Source organism: Bradyrhizobium sp. AUGA SZCCT0158, from assembly GCF_018130065.1.
GTDB lineage: Bacteria > Pseudomonadota > Alphaproteobacteria > Rhizobiales > Xanthobacteraceae > Bradyrhizobium.
Genome location: NZ_JAFCME010000006.1, coordinates 117,123 through 129,660, shown reverse-complemented (window position 1 = coordinate 129,660; position 12,538 = coordinate 117,123). Strand labels below are relative to the sequence as shown.

Below are 12,538 nucleotides of genomic sequence, written 5' to 3'. Positions count from 1 at the left end.
AATAACCTGAAAACACGGAGGATCACGCCATGAACCAGATCAGTCTGCTGCTCGAAAACCAGGACGTTCAGGCTGTTGACGGCGTCACGTTCGATCGCCTCAACCCCATCACGGGCGAAGTCGCTACCCGCGCTTCCGCCGCGCAGATATCCGATGCCAAACGCGCGGCCGATGCAGCCGCGGCCGCGTTTCCGGCGTGGTCGGCGACCGGGCCGGGCCTGCGCCGAAAGATTTTGCTCAAGGCGGCCGACGCGCTCGAAGCCAAGACGGCGCAGTTCATCGAACTGATGGCGACTGAAACGGGTGCTACCGCCGGTTGGGCCGGGTTCAATGTGATGCTTGCAGCGGGGATGCTGCGCGAAGCCGCCGCCATGACGACGCAGATTTCGGGCGAGGTGATCCCGTCGGACAAGCCGGGCTGCATCGCGATGGCGGTCCGGCAGCCGGCCGGCGTCGTGCTCAGCATCGCGCCCTGGAACGCGCCCGTGATCCTCGGCGTCCGCGCCGTGGCGTTGCCGCTCGCATGCGGAAACACGGTTATTCTGAAGGCCTCGGAAATCTGTCCGGGCACCCACCGTTTGATCGCAGAGTGCCTGCGCGATGCGGGATTGCCGCCCGGCGTGGTCAACGTCATCACCAACGCGCCGGAAGATGCGCCTGATCTGATCGAGGCCCTGATTGCGCATCCGGCGGTCCGCCGCATCAACTTCACTGGCTCGACCCGCGTCGGCCGCATCATCGCCCAGACGGCAGCAAAGTATCTCAAGCCGGCCCTGCTCGAGCTCGGCGGCAAGGCGCCGCTGATCGTGCTTGATGATGCGGATATCGATGCCGCGGTCGCCGCCGCCGCTTTCGGCGCGTTCATGAACCAGGGACAGATCTGCATGTCGACGGAGCGGATCGTGCTCGACAACAAGGTCGCCGACGCCTTCGTCGCCAAGCTGGCGACCAAGGCCGACTCGCTGGTGGCGGGCGACCCGCGCAAGGGCGGCACGCCGCTGGGGTCGCTGATCGGCGCTGATGCCGTCGACCGCATCCAGGGTCTGATCAAGGACGCGGTAGCTAAGGGCGCGCGCGTTGTGGCCGGCGGCCGGTCGGAGGGGACGTTGATGTCGGCCACCGTGCTCGATCACGTCACCTCTGTCATGCGGATCTATGGCGAGGAATCGTTCGGTCCAGTGGTCAGCATCGTGCGCGTGAACAGTGTGGATGAGGCGGTGCGGGTCGCGAACGACACCGAATATGGATTGTCAGCGGCGGTGTTCGGCCGCGATATCGCCCGCGCCATGGAGGTCGCCAAGCGGATCGAGTCGGGCATTTGTCATGTCAATGGCCCGACCGTACACGACGAAGCGCAAATGCCGTTCGGCGGTACGAAGGCGTCCGGTTATGGCCGTTTCGGCGGCAAGGCAGGCATCGCCGAATTCACCGAATTGCGCTGGATCACCATCGAGACCGGCCCGCAGCATTATCCGATCTGAGTTTGGGCTGACATCGCGCCGCGGAAATCCCGCGGCGTGACGCCAAAGAAACTCCTGAACGTCCGGGTCGCGTGCGCGCCGTCAGCGAAACCGCACAGCATGGCGAGCGCCGCAATTGAAGTTTGCGACAGGGCAGGTTGCTGCAGCAGGTCTCGAAAGTGATCGACACGCAGCTGGAGCACGTGGCGTTCAAACGTCGTTTGCTGGTCGGCAAAGACACGATGGAAGGTTCGTTCCGATACGCCGAATGCGGCCGCAATCGCCGGGGCCGGTCGATTCGCCGCGATGTTGCCTCTCAGATAAGTGTCGATCAGGCCGAATAGCTCAGTGCGGGTAAGCCCGTGGTCGTCACCGGTTGCGAGGCGCAGCAGGGTCGACAGATAAGCCACGATATCCGTTTCGTGCTGGCCTGGCCGCGCATCCGACAGACGGATGGCAGCGCGAATGAACGCCGCGATCGAGCGCGCGATGGCGCCGGACAGAGGGACGGGTCTCGCGCATAGCCGCTCGGCCTGCGGAAACATCCGGAGCAGCGTCGCGGCGGGAACCGTTGCGATCAGCACTTCGGAACGCTGTTCGGGTCCATCGAGCCGGTCCTCGAACGGCCGCCGCGCGTCATAGAGTACGCCATATCCCGGCTCGATCGTGCCTTCGTTACCGGCCTGCGCCATCGAGCTTCGGCCGCGACGCTGAAAATCGAACATGAATTCGTCCGAGCCCGCCTTGCTCACGAGCCTTGCGTCGCGGCTGTAGCATTGCGGGCTGCTGTCGAAACGCACGAGCTTGACGCTTCCGAGTTCCACGAACTCGAAGTGACCGCTGACCCGCGTCGGGCCGATCGGCCTGGTCTCGATATGGGCGAATGATCGACAGATCGACTCGGTCCAGAACGCCTGGCGTTCGGCGGGGTGGATTTGGTCTGTCGAGACGCTGATCGGCATCGCGGATGCGGTTCCACAGGGTGATAGCTCACCGTCGCCCGAATTCGGGCCGGCTGGCAAGGTCGAAAAGCTGGCAGGTTCATTCAAGACGGTGCACCCTGGTTACCCTAACGTGCGGTCCAATGCTGCAAGGTGTGAATATGGACCTGACGAGAGAACCGGCCGGTACGGCCGTCACGCATCCCCTCGATCCACTCAGCGAGGCTGAGGTGATACTGGCCTCCGATCTGCTGCGGGCCGCCAAGCAACTTGGTCCGGATACCCGCTTCTCCCACGTCCAGCTTGAGGAACCGGCCAAGGCCGACATCCTGGGTTGGACATCAGGCACCAATTTGCCGAGGCAGGCGGCGGTCACGCTGTTCGACTGCAAGACCGGGGCGACCCATGTCGCGACCGTCGATCTCGGGTCACGGCAGGTGACGGCATGGCGGGAGCATCCGACCAAGGCGCATCCTTATGGCCAGCCCCCGGTCACGATCGAGGAGGTGTTCAAGGTCGGCGACATCGTCAAGCGGGATGCCGGATGGCGACACGCGATGAAGCGTCGCGGGCTGACCGACGAAGATATCGAGTTGGTCCAGGTCGACCCGTTCTCCGCCGGTTATTTCGACCGCGACGTCGAGAAGGGCCGCAGGCTTGTCAGTGGGGTTTCCTTTTGGCGCCGCGATATCAAGGACAATGGCTATGCCCATCCGATCGAGGGCGTGGTCGCGCTGGTCGATCTGATCGAGGACAAGGTCGTCCAGCTCGTCGACGAGCCGGAAATCGTTCCGATCCCGAAGCGATCGCGCAACTATGATCGCGCGTTGATCCCGAAAATGCGCGAGGATGTCAAGCCGCTCGACATCGTGCAGAAAGACGGTCCCGGTTTCTCCGTCGAGGGTTGGAAGGTTTCCTGGCAGAACTGGTCGTTCCGCGTCGGCTGGACCGCACGCGAAGGCCTCGTGCTGCATCAGATCGGCTTCAACGACAGCGGACGCGAGCGGCCGATCATCTATCGGGCGAGCGTATCCGACATGATCGTGCCCTACGCCGATCCGACCGCGAACCATTTCTGGAAGTGCGCGTTCGACGCCGGTGAGTACGGTCTGGGCAAGCTCGCCAATGCGCTGGAGCTTGGCTGTGACTGCCTTGGGCACATCTATTATTTCGACGTTCCGGTCGCCGACGATTACGGCAAGCCGTCTGTCATGAAGAACGCGATCTGCCTGCACGAGGAGGACTACGGCATCCTCTGGAAGCACTATGAATTCCGCAACGAGACCTTTGAGGTGCGGCGTTCCCGCCGTCTCGTGATCTCGTTCTTCACGACCGTGGGCAATTACGATTACGGTTTCTACTGGTACTTTTATCAGGACGGCTCGATCCAGCTCGAAGTCAAGCTGACCGGCATTATCCAGACCGCGGCGGTGGCGCCCGGCCAACCCTATCCCTGGGGCGGCATGGTCGCGGAAGGGCTGGGCGGTCCGACGCACCAGCATTTCTTCAACGCACGCCTGCACATGATGGTCGATGGCGAGCGCAACAGCGTCACCGAGCATGAGTTCAAGCCGCGGCCATTTGGGAAGGACAATCCGTACGGCAACGTGTTCGACACCTCAGCGCGAACGCTCGCGCGCGAACAGGATGCGGCCCGCGAAGCCGACGGCCGCACCGGGCGCTACTGGAAGATCATCAACCCCAACCAGACCAACAGCGTCGGCGGGCCGACCGGGTACAAGCTGCTGGCGCATGCAGCGCCGGTCATGCTGGCGCAGGAGAACTGTTACATGACCGCGCGCGGCGGCTTTGCGACCAAGCACCTCTGGGTCACGCGCTATACGCCCGACGAACGTTATGCCAGCGGAGAATTTCCGAACCAGCACGCCGGCGGCGACGGTCTGCCGAAATACGTGGCGCAGAACCGCGGAATCGAAAACGAGGACATCGTGGTCTGGCACACTTTTGGCGCTACCCATGTCTGCCGGCCCGAGGATTTTCCGGTCATGCCGGTCGAATATGTTGGGTTCGCCCTCAAGCCGAACGGCTTCTTCGCCGAGAATCCGGCGATGGATTTGCCGCCTGACCGCAACGATGCAAGTCGCGACGTCAGGGAGAAGGGGGCGTGCTGCGGCTGATACTACTGGTTTCGCATCCGATCCAAACAGGAGATGGGCCATGAACCGCAGGAACCTTCTCAAGGGCGCCGGTCTTGCCGCCGCCGCAACGGCTGTCAGCGCGCCCGCGATCGCACAGTCCGCTCCAACCGTGCGCTGGCGGCTGACGACGTCGTTCCCAAAATCCCTCGATACGCTCTATGGCGCGTGCGAGATGTTCAGCAAGGCCATGGCGGATCTGTCGGAGCAGAAATTCCAGATCAGCGTGTATGGCCCGGGCGAAATCGTGCCGGCCTTTCAAGTGTTCGACGCGGTGGCCAACAATACCGTCGAGATGGGGAACAGCGCGTCCTACTATTACATCGGCAAGGATCCGGCGTTCGCGTTCGGCACTGCCGTGCCGTTCGGGCTCAACACGCGGCAAATGAATGCCTGGCTCGCCTATGGCGGCGGGCTCGACCTGATGAACGACCTCTACAAGCCCTACGGCATCTACGGCCTGCCGTTCGGCAACACGACCGCGCAGATGGGCGGTTGGTTCCGCAAGGAGATCAAGACGCTCGATGATTTGAAGGGTCTGAAATTCCGGGTCGGCGGCGTGGCCGGGCAGGTGCTGGCCCGCATCGGCGTGGTGCCGCAGCAGATTCCGCCGGGGGATATTTATCCCGCGCTCGAGAAAGGCACGATCGATGCCGCCGAATGGATCGGCCCTTATGACGACGAGAAGCTCGGCTTCCTCAAGGTCGCGCCCTATTACTACTATCCCGGCTGGTGGGAAGGCTGCGCCAATGGCTTTCTCTACATCAACACGGCGAAGTGGGCGGAGCTTCCAAAAGTCTATCAGGACATGATGACGATCGCGGCCGCACAGGTCGCCGCCGACCTGACGGCGAAATATGACGCGCGCAACGCGCAGGCGATCAAGCGCCTGGTCGCGGCCGGCGCCCAGCTTCGGCCGTTCTCGACCGACATCCTCGACGCCTGCTTCAAGGCCACCAATGAGCTGTTTACGGAGGTTGCGGCCAAGAACGACAAGTTCAAGGCACTGAACGACTCCATGACGGCGTTCCGCAACGAGCAATATCAGTGGCATCAGGTCTGTGAAGCCACCTACGACAATTACATGATCCGGCGAAGCCGCGGCTAGGCTGACATCGCCAGCGGCTCGCCAGAACTGGGGACCCATTTGGATATTCGCACCGGCCGTCCGGTCTCGCTCGCACCTCATGGCATGGTGACGTCACCGCATTCGCTGGCTTCATCAGCCGGCGTCGACGTGCTTCGCGCAGGTGGATCCGCCGTCGATGCCGCGATTGCCGCGAGCGCCGTACTGGCGGTGGTCTATCCGCACATGACAGGGCTGGGCGGCGATGCGTTCTGGCTCGTGCATGACGGCCGCAGCGGAGAGATCAGTTACCTCAACGGCGGCGGCAGGGCGGCAGCGGGTGCGTCGCTGGCGTCCATGGCGGCGAGAGGGTTGAAAGAAATCCCGCTGCGCGGGATCATCCCGGCAACGCTGACGGTACCGGGCGCGGTTGCAAGCTGGGTCGCGGCGCATGAGGCCCATGGCCGGCTGCCGCTGCAGCGCGTGCTGGAAGGCGCGATCGGTTATGCGCGCGAAGGCTTTCCGGTCACCGGACGGCTGGCGAGCTTCATCGAGATGATGCGCGACGATCTCCTTCGGCAATGCGAAACCGCCGGGATTTTCCTGCCCGGTGGCGCCGTGCCGTTGCCCGGCACAAAACTCACCAACCCCAATCTGGCGAGGACGCTTGAAGCGATCGGGGATCATGGATGGTCCGGCTTTTACGAGGGGCCGGTCGCCGCTGAAATGCTGCGCTTCTCGCAAGCGCGAGGCGGTTTCTTTCAGCCCGGAGATTTCGAGGCGCAAAGGGCGAGTTGGGGTTTGCCGCTGACTGGCCGCTACCGGGACGTCACCATTTTCAACACGCCGCCGCCGACGCAGGGTTTTACCGTGATCGAGATGCTCAATCTGCTCGAGCCGCTCGAACCGCGCCGCATGGACCTCCTCGGACCCGACCGCCTGCATCTGATGGTTCAGGCCAAGCAGATCGCCTATCACGACCGCGATCTCGTGCTCGCCGATCCCGCCTTTGCCAAGGTGCCCGTCGAGACCCTGATTTCCAAAGGCTACGCACGCCAACGCAGCGGGTTGATCGATCCGGCGCGCGCATTGAAATGGGATGAGGTGCCGTCATTCGGCAGCCTGGCCGGCGATACCGTCTACATTGCCGCGGTCGACCGAGACGGCAACGCGGCCTCGCTCATTCAGAGCCTCTATGGCGGGTTCGGGTCATGCGTGGTGGCGGGAGCTACTGGCGTCGTGCTGCAGAACCGAGGCGCGTACTTCTCGCTCGATCCCGATCATCCCAATCGGCTCGAGCCCCGAAAAATTCCGCTGCACACCCTGATCGCCTCGATGGCCAAACGCGACGGCAAGCTCTGCAGCGTGCTGGGCTGCATGGGCGCGGATGGCCAGCCGCAGATCCAGCTCCAGCTCTATTCGGCGATGATTGATCACGGGGTCGATATTCAGGAGGCGATCGAACTGCCGCGGTTCCTGTCCGGCCGCTTCGCACTCGGCGAAGCGCGCGACACCCTGCACATGGAAAACCGCTTTCCCGCGGACACGATCCGTGCGCTGGAACAACGAGGCCACACCGTCCATCGCTGGGCCCCGTGGGAGGAGATGGCCGGCCACGCCCATGGCATCACCATCTCCGCGCACGACGGGACCCTGAGCGGCGGTTCGGACCCCCGCAGCGACGGCGCTGCGATCGGATACTGAAAACGTCAATTCGCCGTCTTGAACGGCGCCACCGCGATCCCGGCATCCTTCAACGCCTGACGCACGCCGCGCCCGATCTCGACCGCGCCCGGCGTATCGCCATGAATGCAGACGGTATCGGTGCGCATCTTGATCACCTTGCCTGTGACCGAGACCACGGCGCCGTCCTGCACCATCCGCACCACCCGATCGGCGATCGCCTTGGGATCGTGCAACACCGCGCCCGGCTTCTTGCGCGACACCAGCTGGCCGTCGTCTTCATAGGCGCGGTCGGCAAACACTTCGTGCACCATCGGCAGATTGGCGGCTTCGCCCGCGGTCACGAGCTTGGAATTGGCCAGCACCACGAAAATCAAATTGGGATCGACCGCCTTGATGCCGTTGGCGATCGCCCGTGCGGTCGTGTCGTCCTCGCAGGCGACATTCGAGATCGCGCCATGCGCCTTGACATGGGTGACCTTGTGGCCGGCCGCGGTCGCGATCGCCTGCAGCGCGCCGATCTGATAGGCAATCAGGTTTTCGATCTCGGATGATTTCAAGCCCGGCATCGGCCGCCGTCCGAAACCGTGCAGGTCGCGGTAGCCGGGGTGAGCGCCGACGCTGACGCCGCGTGCCTTCGCAAGCTCGACCGTGCGGCGCATGATGTCGGGATCGCCGGCATGGAATCCGCAGGCGACGTTGACCGAGGTCGCAAGCTCGATCATCGCGGCATCATTGCCCATTTCCCACGCGCCAAATCCTTCGCCGAGATCGCAGTTGAGGTCGATGGTTGTCATGGTGTTGGTCCGCTTCTTGGTGAGTGGATCTTGAATCAGTCCGGCCCCGATATGTCCGCAGGCGACGTGACCTGCCAGGTCGCCGCGTCGACGGCGCTGACGGCATAGCCGGCGACGTTGGCATCTTGCAGCGCGTCGATGTCGAGATCAAAGCTTTCGATGGGCCGCAGCCGGTCGGGCAGGGAACGCAGCAATTCCCAAAACTTTCTTGCCGCGGCTTGTGCCTCAGCCATGCTCACGGCCTTGAAGCGAAAGGCGCGCCCCGCCGGCGTCTGCGCAAACCGGCCGAAGTCGGCGGAAATCACCGTCGCGATCTTGGGATAACCGCCGCTGGTGCCGCGATCCGGCATCAATACGATCGGCTGGCCGTTGCCGGGAACCTGCAGGCTGCCGTTCACGGTGCCGTCGGAAACGATGTTGTGGCCGTGCAGATGCTTGATGGCGGGGCCTTCGAGCCGGTAACCCATGCGGTCGCTGGTGGCCGAAATCTTCCACTCGCTGTCGATAAACAGTTTCTTGGCATCGTCAGCGAATTCGTCATCCTGCGGTCCCCAGAGCACGCGGATCGGCGCCTTTGCCGTGGCCGGCAGCTCGATCCGGCGTTCCGGTGCGCCGCTGGCCGGTTTCGTCTGCAATTCGTCTCCGCTCTGCAGCGGGCGCGGGTAGGGACTGCCGAGCCCGGCGCGGGCGTTGACTGCGAGGCTGCCAAAGTCAGGTTCGCCGGCGATGCCGCCCTCGATGGCGAGGTAGCTGAACGAACCGCTGCGGGCAAAGCCAAGCGTCAAGGTCTCGCCGTCGGCCAACGTCGCCGACGTATCGACCGCAACCGGGCGTCCGGTGATGTCGGCGTTGCGTGACGCCCCTGACAGCGCGATGCGAACGGCGCCGCCGCGCGCGGTGAAGGCGGCGCCGAACGGGCCGATTTCGACAGCGGCAGCAAACGGCTCGTTGCCGACCAGCGTGTTGGCCGCCGCCAATGCCAGCCGGTCCATCGCGCCGCTCGGCACCAGGCCATAGCGCTGCGAGCCGGGGCGGCCGCCGTCTTGCACCGAACTGGCCGGGCCGATGGAGGTGACGACGAGCTTGCTCATGACGGCATCAACTCGGCCACGATCTCGCCCGCGGCCGCGGCGCGGTCCTGCTCGGCAAAGGTCTTGGTGTCGACCGGTTCAAACGTGATGGCGTCGCCGGGCTCCAGCAGGAAAGTCGGATCGCGATGCAGCTGATAGGTTCGAACCGCGGTCTGTCCGAGGAGATGCCAGCCGCTCGGGCCGGCCAGGCATTGCACCCCGGTTTGCACGCCGCCGATCGAGACCGTGCCGGCCGGCGTCAGCAGCCGCGGATTTTGCCGCCGCGGCATCTGCAGTGAATCCGCGAGCCCCGAGAGATAGGACCAGCCCGGCGTAAAACCGATCATGGCGACGCGGTAATCGCCGGCGACGTGCCGCGCCACGATGTCGTCGGGCGTGGTCTTGAGCGTCTTGGCGACGTCCTCGAGGTCGACGCCGTGCTCGCCGCCATAGACCACGGGGATGCGCCAGCGCCGGGTCTTTGTCGCCTTCGGTACCGGCAGCTGCGCCAGCGCCAGAATCTGCTCGCCAAGCGCTTCAAATGAAATTCGCACGGGATCGTAATGCACCAGCAACGAGCGATAGGTTGGAACGGTCTCGGTGACGCCTTCAACCGGCGTGGCCGCCATCGCGCGGTCGAGCGCGAGCACCCGCCCGTTGGCGGCATCGTCGATGTTGCGGGAAAACTCTACCGTGATGGCGCTGTCGCCACTGGGCAAAAGGCGGGGCGGGGGTAGCGTCGCGGCCATGGCCTCAGTACTGCCTCGGGATCTGTCTCAGGGACGGTCTCAGGAACGCTTGGGCTGAGATCAAGCTGTAGCGTGTTTCGCGCGCCAGTGGAATTCGCTTCGTGCGAAATCATTGAGCAAGTTCAATAAATTAATCTGCATGGCAGTGATAAGCTGTTGTGATCGAACTCTTTCGAACGAACCCTTGACGCGATGCCCGCGCCCCGCAAGATGCGCTACCTTTTGATCCCCTCCCATTGGAGCGTTGCCTTACCGATGTCCCTGACCCCCGAAGCGATCGCGACCCTGTCCCGCGTGTCCACCGCCACCATCACCACAGTCCTCCTGAAGAAGGGCCTGCGGAACGTCTGGATGCGCGGCACCAAACCGTTGCGCCCGGGACAGCCGCGGCTGGTCGGGCCGGCCTTCACGCTGCGCTTCGTGCCCGCGCGCGAAGATCTCGCCACCCCCGAGTCGTGGTCCTCGCCGATCTCCACTCGGACGGCGATCGAAGCGATGCCGCAGGGTTGCATTGCCGTGGTCGACGCGATGGGCGTCAAGGATGCCGGTATCTTCGGCGACATCCTGTGCGCGCGCATGGTCAAGCGCGGGGTCGCGGCGCTGATCACCGACGGCGTCGTGCGTGACGTCGAGGGTGTGCTCGGTACCGGCCTGCCGGTCTGGTGCGATGGTTACGCGGCGCCACCGTCGGTGGCCGGGTTGACCTTCGTCGGTTGGGGCGAGCCGATCGGCTGCGGCGGGGTGGCGGTATTCCCGAACGACGTCGTGGTCGCCGACCAGGACGGCGCGGTGCTGATCCCGCAAGCGTTCCTCGACCTCATTCTGGCCGAAGGCGCCGAGCAAGAGCGGATGGAAGCCTGGATCGTCAACGAAGTGAACAACGGCGCCGCGCTTCCCGGCCTCTACCCCATGAATGCCGAGACCAAGGCGCGCTACGCGGCGAGCAAGAAATAACATCAACAAAGCGAGGTAACGCCATGGATATTCACGTCTCCGGCTCGAGGCCGACGCGCAAGGCTCCGCCCGATTATTTCACCGGTACGGTCTGGCAGGATCCGATCATCGCCACTGAAGCGCCGGCGCGGCTGGTTTCCACCCGCGTCTCTTTCGAACCCGGCGCGCGTACGGCGTGGCACTCGCATCCGCTCGGGCAGACCCTGTACGTGGTTTCGGGGATCGGCCGTGTGCAGGCCGTGGGCGGACCGGTCCGGGAAATCCGGCCCGGCGACGTCGTCTGGATCCCGCCCGGCGAGAAGCACTGGCATGGCGCCTCGCCAACCAACGGCATGACCCACATCGCGATGCAGGAAGCACTCGACGGCAGCTACGCGACCTGGATGGAGAAGGTCACGGACGCCGAGTATGCGGCAAAGGTCGGGTAGCGTCTCCCGGATGAAGCGAGCCGAGACCCGTTCTGCTTTGCATGGGGTTGTTTTCGCGATTTTTTGTTCGGGCCCTACCGTTCATCGCCCATAGCGTGAACCGATGGCCAGAGAGGTCGACGCGAGACGAAAGAACCCGCAAACAAAAAGCCCCGCCGGCGAAGGCGGGGCCTTGGTAGAATGTGCGTCGTTGGCGCGTCAGTTCACGCGGGTCCAGGTCTGGCCACCGCAGAACATGCCGCCAAAGGCGCAGCCCTGAACGCGCAGGCTGTCAGTGCCTTTAAGCGCGAGCGTTGAATCATAGGTGCTGCCGGAACTCGGATCGAAAATCCGGCCGCTCCATTTGTTGTCCTTGCCGGGCTTCATGTTGATCAGCACCTGCTCGCCGTTGCGGTTCGACTTCTTGTCGACGGAGTAGCCGCAAAGATTGGGGCCGCATTGTTCGATGCGGACCTTGCCTTCCTTCTCTTCCGTCAGCCAGACGCCAAGCGGCGAGTTTGCCGCCTGCGGGGCCGCCGGCGGCGGTGCGGGCGGCGGCGTTACCGCAGCGACGGCAGGCGCGGGCTTCGGCGCGGGAGGCGGCTCTTGCTGGACCTGCGGGGCTGGTGCTCTGGGCGGCAGTGGGGCGGCCGGCACAGTCACCGGATCCGCCGCCGGGGCAACGGCGACAGTGGCAGTCGAAGGTTCAGCGGGCGCGGCCGCGACCGGTGCGGGAGCTGCAGGGACGGTTGCAGGGGCCGGCGGCACAGCGGCCTGCTCGGCGGGGACGGGCGCGGCGGGGACAGCTGCGGCGGGAGCGACCGTGTCGGGTGGCGTCCTGGAGTCTGTCTTTGCCTGTTGCGGCGACTGCTTGCGCGGGCGATCGCGATCACCGTCCTCGTTGCGCGAGCGTTTGGCCTTCGGCGTATTGTCGTAGACGCCCGGGATCTGAACGGTGCCGCGATCGGGATCGATGCGAATGGTGCGGCCGCCGTAATCGAAGGTGTACTGCGCCTGCGCGGCACTGCTCGCCAGCAAAAGCGCGGCGATCGCCAGAAGCTTCTTCATATTGACCTCCTGAGCAGGGAATCCCAACCCCCGAAGCTACGCAATGGCAGCTCGCAAAACGTGATCCAGATCACTTTCAGATGGTAAGTCGTGCACTAGCGGCTTTGGTTCAATGTCGTCTGAGCAGACTAATTTGCAACCGATAGACGGTCAATTTGCGGCGAAACCGGCGTATTTTGCCGGCCGA

11 protein-coding genes are annotated in these 12,538 nt (G+C 64.3%); 6 read left to right on the top strand and 5 right to left on the bottom strand.

Annotated features, from left to right (window positions below):
• Positions 1-29: 29 nt before the first annotated feature.
• Entirely contained in the window at positions 30-1,481 is a 1,452-nt protein-coding gene (locus tag JQ574_RS10770) for an aldehyde dehydrogenase (protein WP_211996825.1), read from the top strand.
• Here JQ574_RS10770 and JQ574_RS10765 read toward each other — a convergent pair.
• Complete coding sequence (locus JQ574_RS10765) at positions 1,469-2,422, bottom strand: helix-turn-helix domain-containing protein (protein ID WP_212208646.1); 954 nt, start codon at positions 2,420-2,422, stop codon at positions 1,469-1,471. The two genes, JQ574_RS10770 and JQ574_RS10765, sit on opposite strands and share 13 nt — an antisense overlap.
• Positions 2,423-2,562: 140 nt before the next feature.
• Between JQ574_RS10765 and JQ574_RS10760 the strand changes: the two genes are divergently transcribed.
• Genes JQ574_RS10760 through ggt form a run of 3 tightly spaced genes read left to right on the top strand, consistent with a single transcriptional unit; the run spans position 2,563 to position 7,327 of the window.
• Positions 2,563-4,539, top strand: a complete 1,977-nt coding sequence (locus tag JQ574_RS10760) for a primary-amine oxidase (RefSeq protein ID WP_212208647.1) — start codon at positions 2,563-2,565, stop codon at positions 4,537-4,539.
• A gap of 40 nt (positions 4,540-4,579) precedes the next feature.
• Positions 4,580-5,665, top strand: coding sequence for a TRAP transporter substrate-binding protein (locus tag JQ574_RS10755; protein WP_212208648.1), 1,086 nt, complete (start codon positions 4,580-4,582; stop codon positions 5,663-5,665).
• A gap of 39 nt (positions 5,666-5,704) precedes the next feature.
• The gene (gene ggt / locus JQ574_RS10750) at positions 5,705-7,327 is read left to right on the top strand and encodes a gamma-glutamyltransferase (protein WP_212383504.1); all 1,623 of its coding nucleotides are present in this window, start codon (positions 5,705-5,707) and stop codon (positions 7,325-7,327) included.
• A gap of 5 nt (positions 7,328-7,332) precedes the next feature.
• Here the strand turns inward: ggt and JQ574_RS10745 are convergent, their stop codons facing one another.
• The 3 genes from JQ574_RS10745 to pxpB are packed head-to-tail and all read right to left on the bottom strand — an operon-like array spanning position 7,333 to position 9,922.
• Positions 7,333-8,103, bottom strand: a complete 771-nt coding sequence (locus JQ574_RS10745) for a LamB/YcsF family protein (protein ID WP_212208650.1) — start codon at positions 8,101-8,103, stop codon at positions 7,333-7,335.
• A gap of 35 nt (positions 8,104-8,138) precedes the next feature.
• Positions 8,139-9,194 carry a biotin-dependent carboxyltransferase family protein gene (locus JQ574_RS10740; protein WP_212208651.1) on the bottom strand — a complete coding sequence of 352 codons (1,056 nt, stop codon included), beginning with the start codon at positions 9,192-9,194 and terminating at the stop codon, positions 8,139-8,141.
• Positions 9,191-9,922, bottom strand: a complete 732-nt coding sequence (gene pxpB / locus JQ574_RS10735; RefSeq protein WP_212208652.1) for a 5-oxoprolinase subunit PxpB — start codon at positions 9,920-9,922, stop codon at positions 9,191-9,193. The genes JQ574_RS10740 and pxpB overlap by 4 nt, the downstream gene beginning before the upstream one ends.
• A gap of 255 nt (positions 9,923-10,177) precedes the next feature.
• On the opposite strand from pxpB, the gene JQ574_RS10730 reads away from it, so the two are divergent.
• Positions 10,178-10,876, top strand: a complete 699-nt coding sequence (locus tag JQ574_RS10730) for a ribonuclease activity regulator RraA (RefSeq protein WP_211996833.1) — start codon at positions 10,178-10,180, stop codon at positions 10,874-10,876.
• 23 nt (positions 10,877-10,899) lie between these two features.
• A complete protein-coding gene (locus JQ574_RS10725) occupies positions 10,900-11,304 on the top strand; it encodes a cupin domain-containing protein (RefSeq protein ID WP_192735992.1) in 405 nt (134 codons plus the stop codon).
• A 198-nt stretch (positions 11,305-11,502) separates the two neighbouring features.
• Here JQ574_RS10725 and JQ574_RS10720 read toward each other — a convergent pair whose 3' ends face one another.
• Positions 11,503-12,351 carry a DUF2147 domain-containing protein gene (locus tag JQ574_RS10720; protein ID WP_212383502.1) on the bottom strand — a complete coding sequence of 283 codons (849 nt, stop codon included), beginning with the start codon at positions 12,349-12,351 and terminating at the stop codon, positions 11,503-11,505.
• Positions 12,352-12,538: the final 187 nt, after the last annotated feature.